The organism is Maritimibacter alexandrii (assembly GCF_005871115.1).
In the GTDB taxonomy this organism is placed as follows: Bacteria; Pseudomonadota; Alphaproteobacteria; order Rhodobacterales; family Rhodobacteraceae; genus Maritimibacter; species Maritimibacter alkaliphilus.
This window is the reverse complement of record NZ_SWKQ01000015.1, coordinates 160,254-184,483: the sequence shown is the minus strand read 5'-3', so window position 1 is coordinate 184,483 and position 24,230 is coordinate 160,254. Positions and strand designations below refer to the sequence as shown.

24 protein-coding genes and 1 pseudogene are annotated in these 24,230 nt (G+C 58.6%); 19 read left to right on the top strand and 6 right to left on the bottom strand.

Features of this window, described 5'->3' with window-relative positions; genetic code table 11:
- The first annotated feature begins 8 nt into the window (after positions 1-8).
- Positions 9-953: an alpha/beta fold hydrolase gene (locus FCT00_RS19570; RefSeq protein WP_138424320.1), complete on the top strand. Its 945-nt coding sequence runs from the start codon at positions 9-11 to the stop codon at positions 951-953.
- Here the strand turns inward: FCT00_RS19570 and FCT00_RS19565 are convergent.
- The 4 genes from FCT00_RS19565 to FCT00_RS19555 form a co-directional block, all read right to left on the bottom strand.
- Positions 916-1,209 carry a pantoate--beta-alanine ligase gene (locus FCT00_RS19565; protein WP_268920938.1) on the bottom strand — a complete coding sequence of 98 codons (294 nt, stop codon included), beginning with the start codon at positions 1,207-1,209 and terminating at the stop codon, positions 916-918. The genes FCT00_RS19570 and FCT00_RS19565 overlap by 38 nt on opposite strands.
- A gap of 65 nt (positions 1,210-1,274) precedes the next feature.
- Positions 1,275-1,586: a hypothetical protein gene (locus tag FCT00_RS21710; protein WP_235889226.1), complete on the bottom strand. Its 312-nt coding sequence runs from the start codon at positions 1,584-1,586 to the stop codon at positions 1,275-1,277.
- Between the two features lie 24 nt (positions 1,587-1,610).
- On the bottom strand, positions 1,611-2,129 hold the full coding sequence (locus FCT00_RS21705; RefSeq protein ID WP_235889225.1) for an IS5 family transposase: 519 nt from the start codon (positions 2,127-2,129) through the stop codon (positions 1,611-1,613).
- A gap of 174 nt (positions 2,130-2,303) precedes the next feature.
- The gene (locus FCT00_RS19555) at positions 2,304-3,122 is read right to left on the bottom strand and encodes an IclR family transcriptional regulator (RefSeq protein ID WP_138424319.1); all 819 of its coding nucleotides are present in this window, start codon (positions 3,120-3,122) and stop codon (positions 2,304-2,306) included.
- A 171-nt stretch (positions 3,123-3,293) separates the two neighbouring features.
- Between FCT00_RS19555 and FCT00_RS19550 the strand changes: the two genes are divergently transcribed.
- From FCT00_RS19550 to FCT00_RS19530, 5 genes are all read left to right on the top strand, one after another.
- Complete coding sequence (locus FCT00_RS19550) at positions 3,294-4,061, top strand: SDR family NAD(P)-dependent oxidoreductase (protein WP_235889223.1); 768 nt, start codon at positions 3,294-3,296, stop codon at positions 4,059-4,061.
- A 16-nt stretch (positions 4,062-4,077) separates the two neighbouring features.
- On the top strand, positions 4,078-5,805 hold the full coding sequence (locus tag FCT00_RS19545; RefSeq protein WP_235889221.1) for an FAD-dependent oxidoreductase: 1,728 nt from the start codon (positions 4,078-4,080) through the stop codon (positions 5,803-5,805).
- An 86-nt stretch (positions 5,806-5,891) separates the two neighbouring features.
- The gene (locus FCT00_RS19540) at positions 5,892-6,956 is read left to right on the top strand and encodes a TRAP transporter substrate-binding protein (RefSeq protein WP_138424318.1); all 1,065 of its coding nucleotides are present in this window, start codon (positions 5,892-5,894) and stop codon (positions 6,954-6,956) included.
- A gap of 71 nt (positions 6,957-7,027) precedes the next feature.
- A complete protein-coding gene (locus FCT00_RS19535) occupies positions 7,028-7,519 on the top strand; it encodes a TRAP transporter small permease (RefSeq protein WP_138424317.1) in 492 nt (163 codons plus the stop codon).
- Complete coding sequence (locus FCT00_RS19530; RefSeq protein WP_138424316.1) at positions 7,516-8,805, top strand: TRAP transporter large permease; 1,290 nt, start codon at positions 7,516-7,518, stop codon at positions 8,803-8,805. Before FCT00_RS19535 ends, FCT00_RS19530 begins: the two co-directional genes overlap by 4 nt.
- 83 nt (positions 8,806-8,888) lie before the next feature.
- Here FCT00_RS19530 and FCT00_RS19525 read toward each other — a convergent pair whose 3' ends face one another.
- Positions 8,889-9,416, bottom strand: a complete 528-nt coding sequence (locus FCT00_RS19525) for a transposase (RefSeq protein WP_171043059.1) — start codon at positions 9,414-9,416, stop codon at positions 8,889-8,891.
- Between the two features lie 189 nt (positions 9,417-9,605).
- On the opposite strand from FCT00_RS19525, the gene istA reads away from it, so the two are divergent.
- Positions 9,606-11,159, top strand: coding sequence for an IS21 family transposase (gene istA, locus FCT00_RS19520; RefSeq protein ID WP_138424314.1), 1,554 nt, complete (start codon positions 9,606-9,608; stop codon positions 11,157-11,159).
- A 24-nt stretch (positions 11,160-11,183) separates the two neighbouring features.
- On the top strand, positions 11,184-11,966 hold the full coding sequence (gene istB, locus FCT00_RS19515; RefSeq protein ID WP_138424313.1) for an IS21-like element helper ATPase IstB: 783 nt from the start codon (positions 11,184-11,186) through the stop codon (positions 11,964-11,966).
- A gap of 14 nt (positions 11,967-11,980) precedes the next feature.
- On the opposite strand, the gene FCT00_RS19510 is transcribed toward istB, so the two are convergent.
- Positions 11,981-12,493 (bottom strand): IS110 family transposase, encoded by a 513-nt coding sequence (locus FCT00_RS19510; RefSeq protein ID WP_171043058.1) that lies wholly within the window; start codon positions 12,491-12,493, stop codon positions 11,981-11,983.
- A 262-nt stretch (positions 12,494-12,755) separates the two neighbouring features.
- On the opposite strand from FCT00_RS19510, the pseudogene FCT00_RS19505 reads away from it, so the two are divergent.
- From FCT00_RS19505 to FCT00_RS19455, 11 genes and pseudogenes are all read left to right on the top strand, one after another.
- Positions 12,756-13,258: pseudogene (locus tag FCT00_RS19505) on the top strand (transposase); the annotation flags it as partial.
- Positions 13,259-13,282: 24 nt separating this feature from the next.
- Positions 13,283-13,933, top strand: coding sequence for a transposase (locus FCT00_RS19500; RefSeq protein WP_268920937.1), 651 nt, complete (start codon positions 13,283-13,285; stop codon positions 13,931-13,933).
- A gap of 91 nt (positions 13,934-14,024) precedes the next feature.
- Positions 14,025-15,257, top strand: a complete 1,233-nt coding sequence (locus tag FCT00_RS19495; RefSeq protein WP_235889219.1) for a CaiB/BaiF CoA transferase family protein — start codon at positions 14,025-14,027, stop codon at positions 15,255-15,257.
- Entirely contained in the window at positions 15,254-16,420 is a 1,167-nt protein-coding gene (locus FCT00_RS19490; protein ID WP_171043057.1) for an acyl-CoA dehydrogenase family protein, read from the top strand. The genes FCT00_RS19495 and FCT00_RS19490 overlap by 4 nt, the downstream gene beginning before the upstream one ends.
- A gap of 105 nt (positions 16,421-16,525) precedes the next feature.
- Entirely contained in the window at positions 16,526-17,380 is an 855-nt protein-coding gene (locus FCT00_RS19485) for an SDR family oxidoreductase (protein ID WP_138424310.1), read from the top strand.
- Between the two features lie 37 nt (positions 17,381-17,417).
- Entirely contained in the window at positions 17,418-18,224 is an 807-nt protein-coding gene (locus FCT00_RS19480; protein ID WP_036538081.1) for an ABC transporter ATP-binding protein, read from the top strand.
- The gene (locus tag FCT00_RS19475) at positions 18,217-20,136 is read left to right on the top strand and encodes an AMP-dependent synthetase/ligase (protein WP_138424309.1); all 1,920 of its coding nucleotides are present in this window, start codon (positions 18,217-18,219) and stop codon (positions 20,134-20,136) included. Before FCT00_RS19480 ends, FCT00_RS19475 begins: the two co-directional genes overlap by 8 nt.
- Positions 20,137-21,024 carry a branched-chain amino acid ABC transporter permease gene (locus tag FCT00_RS19470; RefSeq protein WP_028284932.1) on the top strand — a complete coding sequence of 296 codons (888 nt, stop codon included), beginning with the start codon at positions 20,137-20,139 and terminating at the stop codon, positions 21,022-21,024.
- Positions 21,025-21,027: 3 nt separating this feature from the next.
- Positions 21,028-22,101, top strand: coding sequence for a branched-chain amino acid ABC transporter permease (locus tag FCT00_RS19465; protein WP_138424308.1), 1,074 nt, complete (start codon positions 21,028-21,030; stop codon positions 22,099-22,101).
- Between the two features lie 11 nt (positions 22,102-22,112).
- Positions 22,113-22,922 carry an ABC transporter ATP-binding protein gene (locus FCT00_RS19460; RefSeq protein ID WP_088626190.1) on the top strand — a complete coding sequence of 270 codons (810 nt, stop codon included), beginning with the start codon at positions 22,113-22,115 and terminating at the stop codon, positions 22,920-22,922.
- Between the two features lie 33 nt (positions 22,923-22,955).
- Entirely contained in the window at positions 22,956-24,194 is a 1,239-nt protein-coding gene (locus FCT00_RS19455) for an ABC transporter substrate-binding protein (RefSeq protein WP_300424033.1), read from the top strand.
- Positions 24,195-24,230 lie beyond the last annotated feature (36 nt).

Sequence of the window (24,230 nt, the reverse complement as noted above, 5' to 3'; positions counted from 1 at the left end):
CGTCGGGCATGAAGGAGCTGACCCGAGAAGACCTCGCTGTCGGTGACGGGCACGAGTTCCACGTTCGCAGCTATGGCAATCCGGGCGGTATTCCGGCGCTTTATCTGCACGGGGGACCAGGGTCAGGGGTGCAGGAAAGCCAGCTTGGTATTTTCGATCCGAGCCGTTTTCACGTCATCGCCTTCGATCAGCGCGGGGCGGGACTGAGCCGGTTCGACGACAAGTTCCACGCCAATACGACACCGCATCTTTTGGCGGACATCGAACGCATCCGAGAGAGGTTCGGGATCGAACGCTGGATGGTGGTCGGCGGGTCGTGGGGCGCGACGCTGGCGCTTGCCTATGCGACGGCGCACGCGGATCGGGTCGGCGCGATGGTGCTTCGGGCCGTCTTCCTCGGCACGCGCCACGAACTTGAACGGGCGTTCCTGTCCAGCCTTCCGCGGTTCTATCCGCAGCTCCATGCCGACTTCGTCGGGTTGTTGCCTGAGGATGATCGCTCGCGCGTTCTGGATGCCTATTGGGATCGCATCCTCGACGCGGACCCGGCGGTTCACCGGCCGTTTTCGATCGCGTGGCACGACACCGAACGGGTTCTGTCGGTACTGTCGCCGGACGTGCCCTGCCTGTCGGAGGACCTGTCGGCGCGGGGCGACAGGCCCTTGCCGCGCACCCCGTTCATCGAGGCGCATTACTTCCGCAACCACTGTTTCCTCGACGCGCCGCTCATCGAACAGGTTCACAGGCTGAACGGGCTGCCCGGTATCCTGATCCAGGGCCGTTACGATCTTTTGTGCCCGCCGGAGACTTCGTATGCCGTTGCCTCCAGATGGACGGGTTCGAGCGTTCGGGTCGTGTCGCCCGCAGGGCATTCGATGGAGGACCAGAGCATTCGCTCCGCGCTTGCATCTGCCATCACCGAGATGGCGAGATTGATGAACAGGCGTTTGTAAGGGGGCGGGCGGTCCCGGTTCCACCCGTCGGCTGGACCGCCACGTTGTCGATGAGGCGTACCCCGTCGAGCCATGCGGCGAGGAGGAGGCGACCGGGCCCGGTGGCGGCGGACATGGGGGTGAGGTCGGGGTCGCTGCACAGGTCGAGGTAATCGACATCCGTGAACCCAGCCACGGCGAGACGGCTGCGCGCCTCGTCCAGAACGTCCTTGGTCGGCGCGCCCCGTGTCAGGGCTTCGGCGGCGGAACGGAGAATGTCGTGCAGGACCAGCTTGTTGCATGGGTCAGAATATGGGCGCAGTCGCCCCGTTCCCCAAGTGACTATGCAGCTCGCTTGAAGACCGCACGACCAAGTCGGGTCATGCGGTTGAGTGATTTTGTGGCGATCTGGTTTTCTGTGACTTGGCGGTTCATTTCCCTAGCGTTCAGCTCTGGGCCGATGACGAACTTGCGGCGCCCGATTTGGGCTTCGACGAGGGCGCGATCATTGTACCCTGTCGCTGCCTGCCACGCCATTCGGCCTTGCTCGGCGATATGCTCCATGTGAGCGTCGCGACCATCGCTCAGGCCGAGGACGGCGGTTATCGGCGGCGGGATGGTGATCTCGAGGTCTGTCCCGAAGGCTTCGGTCAAACAGTTGAAAACTCCGGCACCGTTCTAGGCTCCGTCTGCAAGGACGCGGGCCACCGGGTTTTCGATCACGGCGATGAGTTCGGGCAATGCGGTTTCATCCCCGACATGGTCGGTGGTCAGCAGCAGGGCAACGATCTCGCCGCTGTTAGGATCGTACCCGATGTGCAGTTTGCGCCAGGATTTGCGTGTCTTTCCCGCCCCATGCTTGGTTTCCTGCCAGCCTGAACCGCGATGGATCTTCAGGCCCGTGCTATCCACGATCAGCGTGATGGGGCCACTGGATTGCGGCCTGTCGTCCACAACCGAGAGGCCAATCGCCCGCCGCGACAAGGTCGAGAAGTCTGGAACCGGCAACTCCATGCCCATCAGTCCAAGTAGCGACCGGACGAACCCTTGGGTCTGACGCAACGGCTGGTGAAAGATCAGCCCCAGCGTCAGACAGGTCTCAATCGCGAAGTCCGAATATTTCGGCTGACCACCGCGACCCTTTCGCTTCGGCGCAAGCCATTTCCCGGCGGCCCCATCCGCAAGCCAGATCGTCACGTCGCCGCAGAGCCTTATTGTAGTCCGACCAATTGGTCACCGTGTATTTCGCCTTGGGAAACTTATCGCGCCGACCAGCGTTGAATTTGTGCGGCATCACACGCTCCCATGAATATCACAGGGCGCACGTTCTCGCCGAAATCGGCGACCCATGCAACAAGGTGCATGAAAGGGTCAGACCGCATGGCGATGACCGAACGTTTCCGAGATTGATCGCGCGCTTCTCAGAACAAGTCGTGCGAGGCTACTCTCGGGGCCTGTATCCAACCGTCCGCTGCGACCGAACACGGTCAAGGCCATTTGGAGGCGTCCTGTGACATCAAATACGGGCGCACTTACCGCACCGAAACCATCGCCGCCGCCATCATTCATGGCCGAGAACCCTCGGTCCCTAGTTTCGGCGATGATTTCCGCAAGCGCGCCCCGGTCGCGCGGGGCGTTCCGACGACCCGAGTTCCTATTCTGTTCAAGTTCTCGATCGATCGCTGCGTTGGTGCGCGCCGCCTCCTCGTAGCTGGCAAACAGGATGCCTGTCGCCGAAAAGGTTAGCGGGCAATGATGTGTTGGCGCGATTGTGGTTGCGAGATCGTGATGGGCCTCGATCACGCGGATCATTGTGGGACCTTTTTCCGTCCACACGGCGAGGGCCGCGGTTTCTCCGACCATGTCTACCAGGTCACGCAATACGGATTCGGCCAGCTTCAGGGGTTCGAAGCGGGCGAATCCCTTTACGCCAAGTTGGAAAGCCGCCGGCCCAAGATCATATTTGGATGTATCGCTCGATTGCATTGCCAACCCAGTACGGATCAGGCTGACAAGGTAACGATGGACTTTCGCCGAGGGCATAGCGACGCCGTTCGCGATCTCTGCGAGCTTCATGGGCCCGTCGGCCTGGATCAATACCTCCAGAATTTTCCCAGCCACTTCAACGGACTGGACGCCGCTCTTGTCTGGCTTCGAAGCGGTTTCTTGCGGTGACGCGATCCCATCCATTCTCTTGTTGTTCCTTCTCCTTCAGCGCCGCGGCGCTGTTCTGAATTCTCTCTTGACATGAATTCAAATCGTAAGCAAGGTTCCGCGAAGCGATAAATGTTACGATGTACGTAATAACAATCCCGCATAGCATAGTATATTGCTTTGCCATGGGCTGGAGGAGAAGTTGCAGTGCAGGACGCAGTGAAAGGGCTGCTCGTCGGTGAGGTGGCCGTTGTGACTGGCGGCGCGCAGGGAAATGGTGCCGCGATAGCTGCGGGCCTCGCAGCGGCCGGAGCGTCAGTCGCGGTCGTTGATATCAACGAGGACGGAGCGCGAAAGACTGCTGATCAGATCAACGGGCGAGGCGGCCGTGCGGCTGGCTTTGAACTTGACGTGTCGGACAGGACAGCCTGCGCCAAGCTTGCGCTCGATGTGCAAGAGGGTTTTGGCCCGGCTTCGATCCTTATCAATAATGCAGGTATCACGCGCCGAACGGCACCGAGCGAGCCAGATTTTCTGGCGCACCTGGACCAGCAGCTCGACATTAACCTCAAAGGCTCGGCCAATACGGTCGTCGCGTTTCTCGAACAGCTCAGGTCGACCAGAGGCCGGATCATAAACGTTGGCTCGATTGCGTCGTTTGTCGGCTATCGAAACTCCGCCAGCTATGCCGCGTCTAAAGGCGGGATCATGCAATTGACAAAAGCGCTGGCTTGCGATCTCGCGACAAGCGGGGTGCGTGTCAACGGCATAGCTCCGGGTGTCATTGCGACGCCAATGACCGAAGTAACCCGTGCCAATCCGGAGGCCATGGAACGTTTCATGATCCACACACCTATGGGGCGTGTTGGAGATCCGGAAGAATTGGTCGGCCCAGTCCTGTTCCTTGCCTCTCAGTTATCCAACTACGTCACCGGAACCATGCTTCCAGTAGATGGCGGATACTTGGCGAACTGAACTCAAGACAAAAGAGATGAACATCATGACCAAAGCCGACCAAGATCTTCGGGAAATCACCTGCGATCTGCTTGTCGCCGGCTCAGGTGCCAGCGGGATGACAGCAGCGATTGTTGCGGCGAAGAATGGGCTCGACGTGCTTGTCGCTGAAAAGGAACCAGTGTTTGGCGGAACTACGGCTCTTTCCGGGGGGTATCTGTGGGTTCCCAACAATCCTTTTAGTCGCGACGCAGGGGTCGATGACAACAAAGAGGCAGCACTCGCCTATATCCGGCACGAAGCTGGTAATCAGTTCGATGCGGACCGGGCGGAAGCCTTTCTCGACGCTGGCCCTGAGATGATTGAGTTCATGGAGAAAAATACCCATGTGCATTTCGAAGCTTCGCCGGCTTTCTCTGACTACCATCCGGATGCGCCCGGGGGCACCGCAGGTGGTCGATCGATCTTGGTCAAGCCAGCCAAGGCCTCCATGCTGGGCGCCGACATAGAGAAGCTTCGACCGCCGCGGCAGGAACTGACGCTATTCGGGCTGGCGATCGGCTCGGGCAAGGAACTTTGGCATTTCTATCGCGCATTCAAGCGCCCCGAATCATTCCTTTACGTGTCTCGGCGATTGGCCAAGTACGGTGTAGACAAAGCGATCACCGGCCGATCCCAGATGCTCACAAACGGGAATGCTCTCGCAGCACGCCTGTACCGCTCAGCCCGCGACGCAGGGGTTGAAGTGATGCTCGAAAGCCCGCTGAAATCGCTCATTCGAGCAGACGACGGGAAAGTCATTGGAGCGGCCATGCATACGCCGCATGGGATGCGGCGGGTCATGGCGAGAAAGGGCGTGGTTCTGGCCTGCGGCGGCTTTCCGCAGGACATCGCCCGGCGGCAATCGCTATATAAACACGCTTCCGCGGAAGGGGAGCATGTCTCCGCAGCGAGTCCTGGCAACACCGGGGACGGGTTGCGCATGGCAGAAACGATCGGGGCGGCAACCCTGATGGATTACCCGAATGCCGGCGCGTGGGCTCCAACCAGCCTTGTCCCCAGGCCGGATGGCACGAAGGGGCCGTTCCCGCACTTCATCGACCGCGGTAAGCCCGGTGTGATTGCGGTACGCCGCAATGGTAAACGGTTCGTCAACGAGGCAAACAGCTATCATGATTTCGTTCAGGGCTTGGAGGCTGCGACGCCACGTGGTGAACCGGCGGAAGCCTTCCTGATTTGCGATCATCGAACCATCCGGAACTATGGGCTCGGACACGTGAAGCCAGCACCAATGCCCCTCGGTCCTTCGATCAAGTCTGGATACCTCGTCAAAGGCGATACACTTGAGGATCTCGCCCGAAATTCCGGCATCGACATAGACGGCTTCGAGGCGACGGTTGCACGCATCAACGATGATGTTCCGACCGGGACCGATACAGAGTATGGGCGCGGCAGTACGGCTTACAACCGTTTCCATGGTGACCCGGAGGTCAAACCAAACCCGTGTTTGGCTCCAATCAAGGACGGACCGTTCTATGCGGTTCGCGTCATACCGGGAAGTATTGGCACTTTTGCTGGTCTTCGTACAGATCGTCACACGCGCGTCCTGAATGAAACCGGTGAAGCGATCGACGGCCTCTATGCCGTCGGCAACGACATGGCGAGCGTCTTGGGGGGTAATTATTCCGGTGGCGGCATCACACTTGGGCCGGGCATGACCTTCGGTTTCATTGCCGGTCAGCACGCATCTGGCGCGCGCGCCTGATCACAGTTCCGTTTAGCCGGGACATTTCACGTCCATCAAACGCCGGAGGAATGGAGACCGGCATACCTATGGGAGGATAGAAGATCATGAAACTCAAAACGTTCAAGGCAGCGGGGCTTGCTGTTAGTCTTGCGCTCTTTGGCACGGCATCCACTGCAGAAACGCAATTGCGGCTTTCCTATAACCAACCGGAGACCTCGGCCGCGTGGCAGAACGTCATGGCGCCGTATGCTGATCGGCTTGAAGAGCTCAGCGATGGGGAATTTGAGGTCGAACGTTACCCTGGTGAAGTCCTGCATCCGGTGTCTGACGGGTTTCGGGCTGCCGCGACGGGGATTACCGACATCACCTCTGCTTGGCCACTCTACCAGGCAAGCAGTTTCTCGCTGTTTCACGGCCTTGGCCTCCCTGGTGCACTGCCTGCAAGTGACATCGCGACCGTACGGGTCATGGACGAGCTTTACGCAAGCCACCTGCGGGACGAATATGAGCGCATGCGCGTTCGTCTTGCCTTCAATGCGTCCACCCCTAGCTACGATATTCTGGCATCCAGCCCGATCAATTCCCTCGACGACCTGAAAGGGCTGCGCATTCGTGCAGGGGGCTCAACCGCAACTGAGATCGTTGAACGTTTGGGGGCAATCCCCGTTACCATGTCAATCACGGACGCCTATACCGCCTTCCAACAGGGGGTGGTCGATGGGATCATTCTCGCGGCGGCCGACATGGTCGCCTACCGAATGATTGAGGTCGGCGATCATTATTACCAGACCGGCGTAGCACGTATCGCAGTTCCTCATGCGGTCAGCGCGCCATTTTACGAGGGCCTGACGCCTGAGTTGCAAGAAGTGATCGCGCAGGCGGGCTCCGAAGCAGGATACGATTATGCCCGGATGTATACCGAGCTCTCGGAAAACGCCCTGACTGAGATGGAAAAAGAAGGCGTTTCAATCGTGGTTCCGAGTGAGGAGGATCAGGCAAGGATCGACGAACTTCTTTCGCCGATGTGGGACGATTTTGTCGAAGCCAATGGTGGAGAAGGAAGCGAAGCCGCGCAATTTGTCGCGGAAATGAGCGCGCTGCGTGACAAGTACGCGGCAATGACTGACGAAGAGATCCTAGCTCTTCCGCCTGTAGATGGCCTGCGCTGAAGCAACCCATTGAGCGAGAACACGGCCCCGTCTTTTGGGCGGGGCCACACATTCTGACCAAGGTGGAAATTATGCGTTATCTGACGGTTCTTTCGCGTGGCCTGTTTGCGGTATCTGCCTTTATCTGCTTGCCAGGCATCGTCGCGCTGATCGGCATAGACGTTGTCCGTCGCTACTTCTTCAACGCGCCTTTGATTTGGGCACAGGAAGGTGCAACGCTAGTTCTATTCCTGGCGATTGTTCTCGCCCTGCCGGAAAGTTGGCAGCGCGGCGTTCATATCAAGGCCGACTTCCTAACTGCGATCATGGGCAACGCGTTCAATGAAGTGCTTGCTAGAGCCGTATGGATACTCGTGCTGATCGTTTCTGTCTTAATTGCGATTCAATGTCGCTATGACATCGAGCTGATGATCTTGTTCAATGAGAGGTCAACCGACCTGAATCTTCCATTGAGTTGGTTCCGCGCGATTCTGGGTTCAATAGTGATGTTTTGCGCACTGTTGGCGCTGGCCAAAGCGTTTTCCAGAAAGCCTGCCTGTCATCTCGATGGAGATCCAAAATGATTACGCTTGGCGCTTCCGCTTTCATCCTATTGATCGTGCTGATCGTGGTGGGTGTGCCTATCGGGCTTAGTTTGTTGGCCGTCGGTGTCGGCGGATTGGCTTTGGTCGGGTCTCTGTCGACAGCAATGACCCAAATGACGCTGGCCTTTTGGTCAGAGGGCACCAAATTCGTCTTGATTGCAATCCCATTCTATATTTTGATGGGTAACCTCATTTACCACACCGGGATTGCCCGAAACCTGTTCCGCGCAGCTTCCTATTGGTTGGGTTGGCTACCTGGAGGTCTTGCTGTAGCCGCCGTGTTCGCGTGTGCCGGATTTGGTGCCGTCAGTGGTTCGAGTACTGCAACTGCCCGCACGATGGGGGCTATCATCATCCCGGAAATGCGGAGGTACGGATATGGTCAGCCGCTCGCAACGGGTGTCATGTCTTCTTCTGGGACCCTTGGAATCCTGATTCCTCCCAGCATCATCATGATTTTCTACGGTTTGATGACCGAGACGTCGATCGGGGATTTATTTATCGCAGGTGTCATCCCCGGTATCTTGATCGCTCTGCTCTTCGCCGCAATCATCGTTTTCATTGCAAAAGTTCGCCCAGAGCAGGGCGGTGATCCGGTCGACATCCCCTCCACGTCCGCACGGTTTCGCGCGTTGTTGCATGTGCTGCCCGTGCTGGGTCTATTTGGATTTCTCCTCGGAGGGCTTTATCTCGGTGTATTCACGCCGACTGAAGGTGCGATTATCGGCGTGATAGCGGTTTTGCTACTTGGCGCCACGCAAAAAAGTCTGAGCATTTCGGCGATCCGTGAATCCCTCACCGATGCTGCTCTGCTTACAACTATGCTTTTCCTGATCATCGTAGGCGGCACGCTGTTTACGCGGTTTCTTGTGCAGACAGGTTTTGTAGAAGCACTTACTGGGTGGATGCTCGGTATGGAGCTTGGTTATTTCCCGTTCATCATTGCCGTTACACTATTGTATCTTGTTTTGGGCTGCGTTCTGGACCTGTTTGGGATGCTGATACTGACGGTGCCCATCTTGTTCCCGATCGCATTGTCCCTTGGAATCGACCCAGTGTGGTTCGGGATCTACATTATCATTGTCGCCGAAATTGGGCTGATTACGCCGCCGCTTGGAGTCAATGTGTATGTCATCAAGACTGTTGCTCCGAACGTTCCTCTTGGAAAGATCTTCGTCGGATGTCTGCCGTTCGTTGCGGGAATGCTGATCTTTATTGCCTTGCTGGCGATCTTCCCTGAAATTGCGCTGTTTCTCGTACGATGAAACACGTAATATCCATTGGTGATGGTGTTCGTGCCCCAGACGTGTCCCGAGCCTACAACCGTGCTTACTAGCAACTGTATCTGTCAGGTGGCCTGGTCGGCCCATTTCTGACGGTTTTTGCAGAGCGCGTTCGCAATCGTGACGAGCTTGCGTGCGACGGCTGTGATGACAACCTTGTGTGGCTTTCCCGCGGCTCGCAGGCGGTCAGCGAAGGTTTTCAGGATCGGGTTATGATGGCTGGCGACGAGGGCCGCCTGGAACATGACGTGTCGCAGCTGGCGCCGTCCTCCTCCAATGGCGCGCTTGCCGCGCATGGAGCCGCTGTCATGTGCGATTGGGGCCAGACCCGCGAGCGCGGCGGCCTGCTCACCGGAGAGCTGGCCGAGTTCGGGCATCTCGGCGATCAGCATAGTGCTGGCGACGGGGCCGATCCCGGGAACGGAGCGCAGGACATCGGCAATCGCAGCCAGGTCATTATCCGAGGCTATTGTCTGCTCGATCCGAACGTTCAGCTCTGCAATCTGGCGATCGAGAAGGTCTTTCAACTCGGCATCCATGGCATCGAACATATCCGGCGATCCCAGCTTCCCGTGCGCCTTGATCTGCGCCAAAAGCCGTTTACGTGCGGGTTTCGCAAATTCCCGGACACGCATTTCGGTAATTCCCGGACACGCGTTTCGGTAAAACGCGGACAGGGATTTCGCAAATTCCCGGACAGTTCCGGGGAGGCTCGGACACGGTTGGTCATCGCCTGCGCCGTCACGGCATTCTGCCGGTCTTGAACAGGACCGGGAGGGATCATGCCGAGACGGAAACGAGCGAGGCGCACAACGGTGCAAGACATACGAACGATACTGCGTTTGACGCATGAACAGGGGCTTTCGGCACGCGAGATTGCCGCGCGCCTGAAGCTCAGCAAGACAACCGTGGCGACCTACCGGAACCGGGCCCGGGAAGCCGGGCTGGACTGCTGGCCTCTTCCGTCGGGCCGGGATGACGATGTGACGCTGAAGCAGGTCCTGTTCCAGCGCGTTGGCCGCCCACCCCGGGATATGACCGAACCGGACTGGCCGAAGATGGCCGCGGAGATGAAGCGCAAGGGCGTGACGCTGGCGTTGCTCTGGGAGGAATACCGGGCGGCGCATCCCGACGGCTATGGCTACACCTGGTTCTGCGAACACTACAGGGCTTTCGAGAACCGGATCAGCCCTCGGTATCGCAACCGCCATGAGGCCGGCGCGGTGATGCAGACCGACTATGCGGGCCATACCATCCCGGTAATCGACCCCGCGACAGGTCAGGAGCACCTCGCCCAGATCTTCGTCGCCGTGCTCGGCACATCCAACTATACATTCGCCTGGGCGAGCCTCAGCCAAAGGCTGCCTGACTGGATCGATGCCCAGGTCCGCGCGCTGAAGTTCTTCGGCGGGGTGCCCAAGGCGATCGTGTGCGACAATCTCAAGGCGGCCGTGGCCAAGCCGCTCTGGTTCGAGCCGTCAGTCACCAAGACCTTCTCCGACATGGCGGCGCATTACGACACGACCGTGCTGCCTACGCGGCCGCGCAAACCCCGCGACAAAGGCAAGGTCGAGGGCGCAGTGCTGATCGTGGAGCGCTGGATTCTGGCCCGGCTGCGCAACCGGCAATTCTTTTCCGTCGAGGCGCTAAACGTGGCCATTGCTGCTTTGCTCGAGGACCTCAATGCGCGGACCATGCGGCGGCTGGGCCGCTCGCGGCAGGACCTCTTTGAAGGGATCGAACGCGCCGCGCTGAGACCCTTGCCCGACACGCCGTTCGAGTATGCGGAGTGGAAGCAGGCCAAGGTGCATCCCGACTACCATATCGAGGTGCTCCATCGCTTCTATTCCGTGCCCCACCGCCTGATCGGCCGGCAGGTCGATGTGCGCCTGACCCACCGCATGATCGAGATCTTCCACAACACCCAGCAGGTGGCCGTGCATCGCCGCCGCGGTCCGCGTGGCGGCCACACCACCATCAAGGAACATATGCCGAAGGCTCATCAACGCCATGGAGGCATGACGCCGGAAAGCCTCATCCGTCGGGCCGCCCGGACCGGCTATCACACCGCCGCGCTCGTCGAGCGCCTGATGCGCGACAGACCGCACCCCGAACAAGGCTATCGATCGGCCCTCGGCGTGCTCGGGCTGCAACGGCAGTTCGGGGCAGACAGATTGGAAGCCGCCTGCGCCCGCGCCATGACGGTCGGAACCATCTCCTATGCCTCGGTGCGCTCCATCCTCGTCACCGGGCTGGATCAGGCCCCGGAACCACCAGAGCCGATCACCGCGACGCCGGCCCACGACAACATCCGTGGCGCCGACTACTACCAATAACCCTCAGCACAGAAGGATCATCGCATGCTGACACATCCCACCCTCGAGCAGATGGCCGCCCTCGGCCTGACGGGCATGGCCGACGCCTGGAAAACTCTCGCCGACCAGGACCCGGGCCAGGCCCTCGATCGCAACGAATGGCTCGGCCTCATGCTCGACCGGGAAGCCTCGACAAGGGCCGACAAACGCTTCGCCAACCGGCTACGCAACGCCAGAATGCGCTTTCCCCACGCCTGCATCGAAGACGTCAACTTCGCCGCAAGCCGCGGCCTCGACCGGCGACAGGTTCTCGCGCTGGCACAGGGCGAGTGGATCAAGGCGAAGGAGCAGATCATTCTCACCGGCCAGACCGGAACTGGCAAAACCTGGCTGGCCTGCGCCTTCGGCCATCAAGCCGCCCGGCTCGATCATTCCGTCCTTTATGTCCGAATGCCGCGACTCTTCGAGGACATGGCCATGGCCCGCCTCGACGGGCGTTTCCCCAAGTTGGTCGACAAGCTGGCCCGCGTCCAACTGCTCATCCTCGACGACTGGGGCACCCATGGACTGACCGATCAACAGCGCCTCGATCTCCTCGAGCTCTTCGAGGAGCGCTATCAGCGACGCTCCACCATCATCACCGCTCAGCTCCCCGTCTCGAGCTGGCACGACATGATCGGGGAGCCCACAATCGCTGACGCCATCCTTGACCGCGTCGTCCACAACGCACACCGCCTCGACCTCAAGGGAGACAGCATGCGGCGACAGGATCAGAACCGGAACTTGACCCCCGCCGGAAACACAGAAACGATGCAAACCGAAACATGACAGCAGGCAGAGGATCAGCCGTGCCCGAACTGTCCGGGAATTACTGAAATGGCTGTCCGGGAATTAGCGTAATCGCTGTCCGGTAATTCTGAAATCCGCAGTTTACGTGTTTCGACGAGCTGTCCGCGCTTTGATATCAACGCCCTGAGAAGGCGTATCTTTTCATGTGGCAACACACGTCCCGCATCCGGCCGGAAGGCCATGAAGCGCGCAATGAGTTCCGCGTCGATCCGATCGGTCTTGGCGCGTGTGCCTTGGCTCGCGGCGAAGGCCTTGATCTGGGCGGGCGGCAATTGCCGGGTCGCAATCCCAGTAGTGTCAAGGGCGGACCACAGACGCCATTCCTGTCCACCAGTGGCCTCGAAGCAAACCAGCGCGCCCGGTTCACGAGCGAGTTGAGCGACTTGCTCGTGCCCTTCAACCTTGTTCGGCAGCCGCGCATGCTTGCCTTCTGGTAGACAGTAGATATCCAACCAATCGCGGCTGACGTCTATGCCAATGATCCGGTCCCGTGATACCGTATTCATGCTCTCTTCCTTCTGCTCCGCGGTCCTCGGCGGCCGCATTCAACTGTTCGAGACGATGAAGAGAGGCGGTGCTGGCTCGCTAGGAAACGTGGTCAAACCCACAAGGCTCAGACGCCAAACACCGCCCCGTCAGCAACCTCTGCCAAGGCGGCTGACGGGGTCAGAATAGCAAAGCCGAGATACAGAAGGGTCAGGACCCATAAAGCTGATCCTCCCCCACTGAAGTGGTCCGCCGTTATGTTTAGGAAAACGGAGGATCAGAATGGCTACGAAGAGACACAAGCCGGAAGAGATTGTCACGAAGCTGCGGCAGGTTGAAGTGCATGTCGGGCAAGGCATGGCCCGGGTGGATGCGATCCGCGAGGTTCGCATTACCGAGCAAACCTATTATCGCCGGCGCAAGCAGTATGGCGGGATGGGAACCGACCAACTCAGGGAGCTCAAACGCCTCCAGAAAGAGAACGAACGGTTGAGAAAAGCCGTCTCGGATCTGACTTTGAACAAGCTGATCCTGGCGGAGGCGGCAAAGGGAAACTTCTGAGCCCCGCTCGCCGCCGTGCCTGCATCGATCACATTCGCACCCGGTTCCATCTGTCCGAGAGACGCGCCTGCCGTGTCTTGGGTCAGCACCGATCCACGCAGGGGAAGGTGCCGCATGGCCGTGCCGATGAGGAGCGTCTGGTCGCGGACATGATCGAGCTGGCGCGGCAGTATGGCCGCTACGGCTATCGTCGGATCGCGGCTTTGCTGAGAGATGCGGGCTGGGGTAATCCCCCCCGGTAATGGCGTCTGTGGTCCGCCCTTGACGCTGCTGGGATTGCGACCCGGCAATTGCCGCCCGCTCAGATCAAGGCCTTCGCCGCGAGCCGGGGCACACGCGCCAAGACCGACCGGATCGACGCGGAACTCATTGCGCGCTTCATGGCGTTCCGACCGGATGCGGGACGTGTGTTGCCACATGAAAAGATACGCCTTCTCAGGGCGTTGACATCAAAGCGCGGACAGCTCGTCGAGACACGTAAACGGCTTCTGGCGCAGATCAAGGCGCACAGGAAGCTGGGATCGCCGGATATGTTCGATGCCATGGACGCCGAGTTGAAAGACCTTCTCGATCGCCAGATTGCAGAGCTGAACGTTCGGATCGAGCAGACGCTGGCCTCGGATGATGACCTGGCTGCGATTGCCCGTGTCCTGCGTTCCGTTCCCGGGAACGGCCCCGTCGCCAGCACTATGCTGATCGCCGAGATGCCCGAAATCGGCCAGCTATCCGGTGAGCAGGCCGCCGCGCTCGCGGGTCTGGCCCCAATCGCGCATGACAGCGGCTCCATGCGCGGCAAGCGCGCCATTGGAGGAGGACGGCGCCAGCTGCGACACGTCATGTTCCAGGCGGCCCTCGTCGCCAGCCATCATAACCCGGTCCTGAAAACCGTCGCTGACTGAGCTAATGGGAAGGCAGTTCATCCCATTAGCTCAACTTTGAACCTTGAGGTCCGACTTGGCCCTTGCTAGAATTCGAACAAACATTAGAAAAATGGAAAAGTCGAAAGTGCAGATGTCTGGACCCCTTGATCAACTGAAGATTATAGAACTTGGTCACGTAATTGCCGGACCACTTTCGGCAGCTTTACTCTCGGATTTTGGTGCAGATGTCATCAAGATCGAAGCCCCCAACCGAACGGATATGATGCGCGACCTTGGACCCAAGGCAGAGGACAGGGTGGGCGTCTGGTGGAAGACTTTGGGCCGCAACAAGAAAACTCTAAGTCTGGACTGGAAGTCCGACGAGGGCAGGGACATCCTGCGCAGGTTGATTGAAGATGCCGACGTGCTGATCGAAAATTTCCGTCCGGGTGTGCTAGAACGTGCTGGTGTTGGACCAGACGTCTTGCACGATTGGAACCCGGACTTGGTTGTTTTGCGGGTTTCAGGTTACGGACAGGACGGTCCGATGCGCGACGTGCCAGCGTTTGGACGTGCTGCAGAGGCCATGAGTGGTTTAGCACATCTGACCGGTTTTCCCGAAGGGCCGCCAATGCACCCCGGCTTTCCGGCGGCCGACAGCACGACAGGGCTAATGGGCGCTTTGGGAATCATGATCGCGCTATTTGCTCGCGAAAAGGGCATTGCACGCGGTCAGGTCGTCGATCTTGCGGTGTACGAGGCGTTGCTTCGGTTGATGGATTATCCGGTTCCCGCATTGACGGGCGCGAACCTCTCGCCGCGGCGCAATGGGCTGCGCCAGCCGATGGACTTTGCCCCGGGGGGGATGTTCCGAACGTCCGATGGGGTGTGGCTGACCGTTTCCGCAGGAAGCGCGGAAACCGCGCACCGGCTGTTGCGGGCAGTCGGCGGGGACGCTCTAGCCGATGATCCGCGGTTTGCGACACTCGGCGAGATGTCGCAGCACATGGCGGTGGTCTTTGACGCGATCAATGATTTTGTCACGCAGCGCACGGTTAAGGAAGTGGAGGCGGTATTCGCCCGCCATGATGCCGTTGCCTCGCGTGTGTTGAGTGTCGAGGAAATCACGACGAACGAGCAGATACGCCATCGCGGGGATATCGTGTCGGTCGCTGGCGAACAGACTCAGGTCATTGGTCCGGTCCCTCATCTCAGCGCGACGCCCGGTCAGCTTCGTTGGCTGGGACGACCGCCTGGTGCAGACAGCCAAAGCATTCTGCGTGATCTTGGTTTTAACGATGAGCGGATCGCTGCCCTATGTGAGGCGGGGCTCGTAAGATTGGAAGGAGGGCGCGCGCTATGACATTTCGATTGACCGCCGACCAACAAGAGATTCGCGACCAGATTCTGCGGATTTGCGCAAGGTTCGACGACGACTATTGGCTGGTTCGGGATCGCAACGGTGGTTTTCCCCATGATCTGCACAGGGCAATGGCCGATGGCGGCTGGCTAGGTATCGCCATGCCAGAAGTTGTCGGCGGCGCGGGTCTGGGGATCACCGAGGCGACCATAATGATGCAGGCAATCGCCGAGTCGGGGGCCGGCGCGAGCGGCGCCTCGGCCATCCACATGAATATTTTCGGGCTCAACCCGGTGGTGAAGTTTGGGACCGATGAGCAGCGCGCGCGTATGCTTGGCCCTCTAATAGCAGGCGATGAAAAGGCCTGTTTCGCAGTGACCGAACCGACGACCGGGTTGGACACCACAAAGCTGAAGACCATGGCGGTGCGGCGGGGAGACAGATATGTCGTGCACGGGCAAAAAGTCTGGATTTCTACCGCGCAAGTGGCAGACAAGATGTTGCTTCTGGTGAGAACAACGCGGCTTGAGGATGTGAGCAGCCCGACCGAAGGGCTGAGCCTGTTCTATACAGATCTCGACCGAAATTTCGTCGATGTGCGAGAGATCGAAAAGATGGGTCGAAAGGCTGTCGATTCGAACGAAATTTTCATCGATGGGTTGCCGATTCCGGCTGAGGACCTTATCGGGAAGGAAGGCAAAGGCTTTAGGCAAATTCTGCACGGGTTGAATCCCGAACGCATCTTGGTGGCCGGAGAATGCATAGGTATTGCGCGCAACGCACTGGCGCGAGCGGCGCATTATGCAAACGAGCGTGTGATTTTTGACCGCCCAATCGGCCAAAATCAGGGTGTTCAGCATCCGCTCGCCAAAGCCTGGGCGCGGGTGGAATCTGCCAATCTCATGGTGATGCACGCTGCAGCCCTCTACGATGCGGGAGAACCCTGCGGCGTCGAGGCGAACGCTGCCAAGCTCTTGGCCGCCGACGCCGCGGTCGAGGCGACCGAAGCCGCGCAAATTACATTTGGCGGCTTCGGATACGCCAAGGAATATCACGTGGAGCGACTGGTACGGGAGGCTCTGCTGTTCCGCATCGTACCGGTGACACCGCAGATGCTTTTGTCGTTCATAGCAGAAAAAGCCCTTGGACTTCCAAAGTCTTACTGATCGGAGATAACGGGCGGGGCTGGTGGGAAAAGGTGTCTTGACCAATTTTCTAACATACGTTAGATTACTGGCAACTGCCCCTAATGGGGAATGGGAGGAGGCGTCATGAATAAGACGCAGTTTGGGTCTTCGAGGGAGGACCTATCAAAACGTGCAACCGTTTACGCAAGCGGTTTATTCACCGGCAAAATCGTTGTGGTGACCGGGGCCGGAGGCGGATTGGGGCTGGCAATTGCGACCTTGTTCGCAAGGCTCGGGGCCAATCTGGCGATCAATGGACGCAACGAAGAGAAACTGGCTTTGGCCAAGGAGTTCCTTGAAAGTTTCGGGGGCGAAGTTTTCGCTGTGCCTATGACTATCCGGGAGCCTGAGCAGGTCGAGGATTTTGTCGCCAAGACGAACCAGGAGTTCGGGGCGATTGACGTATTGGTGAACAATGCTGGGGGTCAGTTTCCGCAAGCAGCGTTGGAGTTTAGTCCAAAGGGCTGGAATGCGGTCATAGACACCAACCTGAACGGTACGTGGTGGATGATGCAATCCACGGCGCGCCACTGGGTTGCCAACAAGCAATCGGGCTCCATCGTCAACATCGTGGCCGATATCTGGCGCGGCATGCCCGGCATCGCGCATACCTGTGCGGCCCGGGCAGGGGTAGTTTACCTGTCCAAGTCGGTTGCGGTGGAGTGGGCCCCGCACGGTATCCGAGTGAACTGCGTGGCGCCGGGTTGCTGCGAAAGCAACGGTTTCGGGAACTACCCTCCGGAGGGTTCTGCGACCTTTCAGGACTCCAACCCGATGCGGCACGCCGGGGACGAATGGGATGTCGCTGAAGGGGTTGTCTATATGGCGGCGAATTCAGGGAAATTCGTAACCGGAGAAGTTCTGAACATCGACGGTGGGCAGCAATTGTGGGGGGATCCATGGCCAACGGGGCGGCCGGACTACTTCCGGATTACCTGATGTTGGCCGTGAACCTTAGGGGGACAATGATATCTAGATGACGACTAAGATTAAAACAGCAATCGGAGCCGATGATGGGGCGATACTGGAGTGCAGCGGGGTCGAGCGACGGTTCGGCGGCATCGTCGCTGTCACCGGTGTGGACCTCGTCATTCGGCAGGGGGAAATCTTTGGACTTGTCGGCCCGAACGGCAGCGGCAAGACAACACTGACGAACGCAATTACCGGGTTCTACCCACCGAATGTGGGGACTGTCCGGTTGGCAGGAAAGGAAATCACGGGTACGGCACCTCACAAGGTTGCCAAGCTCGGCGTCGCCCGGACGTTCCAGAATCTTGCCTTGTTCAACGGGATGAGCGTTCTGGACAACATCCTGCTGGGGCGGCACATCCACATGAAACCGGGCGTTCTGCGCACCGCGCTTTACTGGTGGGCAGCACAGCGTGAAGAAATCGAAAACCGCAAGATCGTCGAAGAGGTGATCGAGTTTCTACAACTCGAGAGCATCCGGCATGAGTTGGTCGATGGCCTTCCGATCGGGTTGAAAAAACGGGTCGAGCTGGCGCGGGCATTGGTGGCCGAGCCACAGATGCTGATTCTCGATGAACCGATGGCCGGCATGAACCAGGAAGAGAAAGGGTATATGTCCCGTTTCATTCTGGATGCCCGTGCCGAACGCGGCGTCAGCGTTCTGCTGATCGAACACCATATGGATGTCATCACCGGCATTTGTGATCGGATGCTGGCCCTGAATTATGGTGAAATGATCGCCAGTGGCATCCCCAAGGAGGTTGTGAAGGACCCGCGGGTCATCGAGGCATATATCGGAGGGTCGCATGACTGATTTGACGAAGAAACAGTCTTCGGGCGGCGACACGATCGGCGCAATTCTGGCGCGGAACGCCTCGAAACACGGTTCGGAAATCGCGCTTCGCGAAAAAGAGCGTGGGATCTGGAAGGAAACCACATGGGCGGAATACGCCGAAGAGGTGCTGGCCTGCGCGGCCGGGCTTGAGAAAATCGGCGTAACACCGGGCAAGGCGGTGCTTATCCTGGGCGACAACCGGGCGCGGCTGTATGGCGGAATGCTGGCTATTTCGTTGCTGGGTGCCTATGCAATGCCTGCCTATCCCGGCGCGACGCTCGAAGAACTCCGGCACTTTCTTGGCGAAGTCGAAATCGTCGCGGCCATCGCCGAAGATCAGGAACAGGTTGACAAGATCCTGGAACTGAAGGACGCGGGCGCCGAGGGCATCGACCACATCATTTATGATGAAGCGCGCGGTCTTGGCTTCTACGAGGTTGAAGGGCTGTTGTCCTGGGATCACCTGATCGAAGTTGGTCAGCACGATCTGAACGAAACCCCGGGCCTGCGTGAGGAACTGCTTAGTCGTGCGAAGCCGGAAGATCCGGCCATTTTTCTGCACTCCTCCGGAACGACGGGCGCGCCGAAGGGCATCGTACTGAGTCAGAAGAACGTTTTTGCTGCTGCTCGGAATGGACATGCGGCGGGTGCCTTCGGCGAAAATGAGGAGATCCTCGCGTACTTGCCGATGGCCTGGGTGGGAGACTACGCCATAACCGTTGCCGCGGCACTCCTTTGGCGTTTCACCGTGAATGTGCCTGAGCGCCAGGAAACGGTCGTGCGCGACATGCGCGAGATCGCTCCGACATTCTATCTGGCGGCGCCAAGAAGCTGGGACCAGATGCTGACGACAATCCAGGTTGGTATCGAAAATTCGACCCCTTTAAAGAAATGGCTGTACCATTTTTTCATGGATCGGGCCATCGCGGCGGAAACGCGCAAGCTGAATGGCAAAAGCGGCGGTGTTCTTGAGCCATTTGGCCGGCTTCTGGGCGAGGCGATTGTTTTCGGTCCGATCAAGGACCAGTTCGGGATGAGCCGCCTCAAGAATGCGTTCACCGGCGGTGAAGCGATCGGGGAAGACACCTTTGTGTTCTACCGCGCCCTGGGGATCAAGTTGCGTCAGCTCTACGGCCAGACCGAGAACAGCGCGATCAACGCGATTCAGGCTCCGGGCGAGGTCCGTCTTCATACGGTTGGCAAACCCGCGCCTGGCGTCGAGGTCAGCATTGCCGAAGACGGTGAGATCCTGGTGCGCTCGGACAGCGTGTTTGAAGGGTACTTCAACAAACCCGAAGCGACCGCCGAAGCCCTTGACGGCGGGTGGCTGCATACAGGTGATGCCGGCTATCTGGAGGACGACGGACACCTGGTTGTTCTGGGGCGTGTATCCGAGGTCATGCACACCGCCGACGGTGAACGTTACGTTCCAAACTACATCGAGAACCGGTTGAAATTCAGCCCGTATATCAAGGATGCGGCCGTGATTGGCGCCGGGCTGAAGGAACTGACGGCGATGGTCTGCGTGGATTTCGAGGCCGTGGGGCACTGGGCCGAAGTGAACGGCGTACCTTACGTGTCATATGCCGATCTTTCTCAGCGTGAAGAGGTCGCGACGTTGCTTCGCGAGGCGTTCCAACGGGTCAACAAGGCCGTCACCGAGCCATTGCGCCTGCAACGCTTTGTCAGTCTGCCGAAAGAATTCGACCCGGACGATGGTGAAATCACACGGACACGAAAACTGCGGCGCAAGGTCGTTCAGGAACGCTATGCTGACGTGATCGCGGCGCTCTACGACGGTTCAAAAGAGGTCCACGTAAGCGCGCAGGTGACTTACGAGACCGGGGAAGTAGGGAAGGTCGAAAGAAGCCTTCCCGTCAGGGAGGTATAAATGGACTGGGTCTTTCTATCAGAGCTTGCGATCAACGGAGCCTTGACGGGTCTGTTATATTCGCTTTTCGCCATCGGCCTCGTGCTGATTTACAAAGCGTCCTCGGTGCCCAATCTGGCGCAGGGCGGGCTGACCATGGTGGGTGCCTATGTGGTCCTGGCGCTGGCGCGCGATGTGGGTTTGCCCTTGTGGCTGGCCATTCCTCTGGCTGCGGTTGTCATGTTCGGCCTTGGGTTCGGCATCGAGCGTGTTGCCCTGCGTCGTCTCGCGGGTCGCCCGGTCGTCATGATCCTGATGCTGACACTTGGCCTCGACATATTCCTGCGGGGTACGACACTTGCCATCTGGGGCGGAACGTCGCGTTCGATGGAACTGGGCGTCAGCTATGATCCGCTGTTCCTGGGCGACATCTTCATCAGCCGCATCCATCTGGTCGGTGCCGGTGTCGCGCTTGCCTTGTTTGTCGGCTTCATGCTGTTCTTCCAAACCCGGACCGGGATCAAGTTGCGGGCGATCGCGGATGATTACATGGCTTCGTGGTCGGTAGGTATCTCGGTTGAGCGCGGCGTTGGGTTATCCTGGGCATTGGCATCCGTTGTTGCTGTCGCCGCTGGCGTCATCTGGGGTGAGATTCAGGGTGTCGATCAGGCGCTGTCGCTGTTGCTTCTCAAAGGTCTGACGGTTGCCGTTCTCGGTGGTCTCGACAGTATCCTTGGCGCCGTGATCGCAGGCATCATCCTGGGCGTCGTCGAAAACGTTGGCGCTGATTTCCTCGATCCGCTTGTCGGAGGCGGAAGCCGTGAGCTTATCGTCGCTGCCGTGCTCATTCTTACCGTCATGATCCGTCCGCACGGGCTGTTCGGTCGTCACGACATCGAAAGGGTGTAAGGCATGTTTTACAGACTTTCCGGCGACCATCACGCCGACTACGTTTCGGACAGCCGTATCTTCAAGGTGCCTGCCGACAGAAATCTGACAGCTTTCATCTTTCTGATCGGCCTTGCCGCGCCATTCATCATCCCGTCGCTTTATCTGAACAGCTACATGCTTCCCTGGCTGATCTGGACGGCCGCCGCTTTGGGGCTGAACCTGGTGACAGGTTGGGCCGGCCAACTGCACTTGGGCTATGCTGCGGTCATGGCCGTCGGAGCGTATTCGTCTATCCATGCCGCGCGTTTCGGGGTGCCGTGGGAATTTGCCCTGATCATTGGCGGGTTGACGTCATCCGTGATCGGCAGCCTGTTCGCTTTTGCCGCTTTGCGGGTCAAGGGCCTCTATCTCGCCCTTACCACTCTTGCGATGCAGTTCGTGATGGACTGGGTTCTGACCCACTCGCCGGCGATCTCGGGGGGCTCACACGCATCGCTCCAGTCGCCGACGCTGGCGTTGTTGGGGCAAGAGATTACCACTGATACTGGCTTCTACTATGTCGCCTTCGGCTGGTGTGTGTTGGTGACGATCTTCATGCTTAATCTCAAGCGTACTGGACTCGGTCGCGCCTTGGTCGCTGTCCGGGAAAAAGACTTTGCCGCCGCGATCCTGGGTGTGAACAGTTTCTACTACAAAATCCTCGCATTCGCGACTTCTTCGTTCATCGCAGGCGTCAGCGGTGCGTTGCTTGTTGCCACCTTTTTCTTTCTCGCCGCACCCGAGCAATTCTCGGTTGCCGTTTCGATCCAGGTTCTTGCGATGGTGATTGTTGGCGGCCTTGGCAGCATTATCGGTTCCTATTTCGGTGTTGCCCTGATCCTTCTTGTTCCGGGTATCGTGAACGGTCTCGTCGTCACGCTGAGTGACGGGCTTGGCATGCAGATCAACGTTGAAACGCTCGCCCACATCCCCAACGCGGTCTATGGCGCGCTGATCGTCATTATCCTTCTGATCGAACCGCTTGGTTTGGGAAAACTCTACGGCAACATCAGAGACTACCTGATGGTCTGGCCCTTCGATCAGTTCAAGAAATAAGGGAAATGCCGATGCAAGAAAAAGTTGAAGCCCAGAACATTCTGTCCATGAACAGTGTCGAGGTGCTGTACGACAATGTAATGCTGGCGATCAAAGGTGTATCGGTCCAGGTTCCAAAAGGCGAGATGATCGCGCTTTTGGGGTCGAACGGAGCGGGAAAAAGCACCACGTTGAAAGCGATCAGCGGTCTTTTGAAAGCCGAGCGCGGACGCATCAGCCGAGGTGAGATAACGTTCCAAGGAACGGACATTACCGAAGCGCTCGCGCAAAAACGCGTCGAGATGGGCATCTGTCATGTCATCGAAGGGCGGCGGGTCTTTGAACATCTGACCCCCGACGAGAACCTGACCGCCGCCGCGCCGCGCGGAATGTCCCGATCGACGCTGAATGCGGAAAAGGACAAGATTTACGCCTATTTTCCACGGCTTGCCGAACGCAAAAATTCGCAAGCAGGCTATTTGTCGGGTGGTGAGCAACAGATGCTTGCCATTGGGCGGGCCCTCGTGACCCAGCCGAAGCTTTTGATGCTTGATGAACCAAGTCTAGGGCTTGCTCCGTTCCTGGTCGAGGAAATCTTCGGCATCCTGCAAAAGATCAATAAGGATGAGGGCCTGTCCGTCCTGCTGGTGGAACAGAACGCCCTGGCAGCTCTGGAGATCGTTTCGCAAGGGTATCTTATCGAAAACGGCCGCGTCGTTATGCACGGCACGGCCGAGGCGCTCAAATCCAACTCCGACATTCAGGAGTTCTATCTAGGCGGCGGAGAGACCGATTTTCACAACGTCAAGCACTACAGCCGACGCAAACGTTGGTTGAGTTGAGGTACTAATCAGAAGTTGTTCAGGGAGGAACAAATGAAGAAACTTACCAAAGCGTTGGCCGTATTATCAATGTTCGGCGGAGCAATGTTCGGTACTCAGACGCTGGCCGAGCCATTCAAGATCGGCATCTGCTACGATCTCAGCAAGGCCTATACCTTTGCTACGCCGCAGGTTGCCCAAGCGGCACAGGATCTCGCGAAACTGGTCAACATGAAGGGAGGCATCGGAGGAGAGCCGGTCGAGGTTATCGTGCGCGATCATGGGAACGAACCGCAGCGCGGTATCGAGTGCTACTCCAAGCTCAGCCGCGAGGGTGTATTCGTCTTCGATACCCTGTCCACTCCGGTCTCTCTGGCTATCCTGCCGCGGGCCATGGAAGACGGGCGTATCCTGATGCAGTCGCTTGTCGGCCGAGGCGATGCAGTTGACGGCACCGTTTTCGAATGGGTCTATCCGGTCGGACCGACCTATTGGGGACAGGCGGCCAATGATGTCGCCTACATAAAGCAATTGCATGATGGCGACTTGTCTGACGTGAAGGTGGGGTTTGTGTATTTCGATTATCCTTTCGGACAGGAGCCGATCGAGATTCTCAAAACCTTGTCCGAAAAAGAGGGTTTCAAGCTTGAGCTTTACCCTGTGCAACTGCCTGGCAGTGACCAGGCCGGTGTGTGGTCCAAGGTGCGCCGGGACAACCCAGATCATGTGATTGTCTGGATGCTGGGCGGTGCGCATGTGGTTGCGTCGAAGGAAATGCAGCGCAATCGCATCCCGATGGACAAATACATTTCCGTCAACTGGCTGAACGAAGTCGATATCGCCAATATTGGCAACGAGGCCGCCAAGGGTATCAAGCGCGGTACCAATGTTGTTGGCGGTCAGAATGTCGCTTTGTATCAAGAGATCATGGCCGAACTCTACGACAAGGGCGAGGGTGCCGGCCCGATTGAGAAGACCCAGGACGTTTTCTACAACACTGGTCTGGCCATGTATTCAATCATGTTCGAAGCCGCGCGCAAGGCGGCAGAACTCGAAGGCCTTCCGATTACCGCAAAGTCCTACAAAGCGGGACTGGAGTCGCTTGAGGGATACGACGCGAACGGGCTGATGGCACCCATTACGGTGACGGCCGAAGATCATGGCGGCGGTGGCAAGACCCGGATCGAGATGTGGGACGGGGCGGCTTGGGTACCACAAACCGACTGGATCTCTGAATACGCCGACGTCGTGTGGGACGTGGTTAAGGACAGTTCCTCAAAATACGAGCAGTGAAAGACAGGTAGCAGGAAGGGTGACGCTACGCAGGGC

Bases quoted from the DNA above. Each gene is read 5' to 3' on its own strand.
- FCT00_RS19570 (WP_138424320.1), top strand. From the start codon at position 9: ATGAAGGAGCTGACCCGAGAAGACCTCGCTGTCGGTGACGGGCACGAG.
- FCT00_RS19460 (WP_088626190.1), top strand. From the start codon at position 22,113: ATGCAAGAAAAAGTTGAAGCCCAGAACATTCTGTCCATGAACAGTGTC.
- FCT00_RS19535 (WP_138424317.1), top strand. From the start codon at position 7,028: ATGCGTTATCTGACGGTTCTTTCGCGTGGCCTGTTTGCGGTATCTGCC.
- FCT00_RS19475 (WP_138424309.1), top strand. From the start codon at position 18,217: ATGACTGATTTGACGAAGAAACAGTCTTCGGGCGGCGACACGATCGGC.
- FCT00_RS19540 (WP_138424318.1), top strand. From the start codon at position 5,892: ATGAAACTCAAAACGTTCAAGGCAGCGGGGCTTGCTGTTAGTCTTGCG.
- istA (WP_138424314.1), top strand. From the start codon at position 9,606: ATGCCGAGACGGAAACGAGCGAGGCGCACAACGGTGCAAGACATACGA.
- FCT00_RS19470 (WP_028284932.1), top strand. From the start codon at position 20,137: ATGGACTGGGTCTTTCTATCAGAGCTTGCGATCAACGGAGCCTTGACG.
- FCT00_RS19480 (WP_036538081.1), top strand. From the start codon at position 17,418: ATGACGACTAAGATTAAAACAGCAATCGGAGCCGATGATGGGGCGATA.
- FCT00_RS19530 (WP_138424316.1), top strand. From the start codon at position 7,516: ATGATTACGCTTGGCGCTTCCGCTTTCATCCTATTGATCGTGCTGATC.
- FCT00_RS19465 (WP_138424308.1), top strand. From the start codon at position 21,028: ATGTTTTACAGACTTTCCGGCGACCATCACGCCGACTACGTTTCGGAC.
- istB (WP_138424313.1), top strand. From the start codon at position 11,184: ATGCTGACACATCCCACCCTCGAGCAGATGGCCGCCCTCGGCCTGACG.
- FCT00_RS19485 (WP_138424310.1), top strand. From the start codon at position 16,526: ATGAATAAGACGCAGTTTGGGTCTTCGAGGGAGGACCTATCAAAACGT.
- FCT00_RS19455 (WP_300424033.1), top strand. From the start codon at position 22,956: ATGAAGAAACTTACCAAAGCGTTGGCCGTATTATCAATGTTCGGCGGA.
- FCT00_RS19510 (WP_171043058.1), bottom strand. From the start codon at position 12,493: ATGAATACGGTATCACGGGACCGGATCATTGGCATAGACGTCAGCCGC.
- FCT00_RS19555 (WP_138424319.1), bottom strand. From the start codon at position 3,122: ATGGATGGGATCGCGTCACCGCAAGAAACCGCTTCGAAGCCAGACAAG.
- FCT00_RS19495 (WP_235889219.1), top strand. From the start codon at position 14,025: ATGGAAAAGTCGAAAGTGCAGATGTCTGGACCCCTTGATCAACTGAAG.
- FCT00_RS19545 (WP_235889221.1), top strand. From the start codon at position 4,078: ATGAACATCATGACCAAAGCCGACCAAGATCTTCGGGAAATCACCTGC.
- FCT00_RS19490 (WP_171043057.1), top strand. From the start codon at position 15,254: ATGACATTTCGATTGACCGCCGACCAACAAGAGATTCGCGACCAGATT.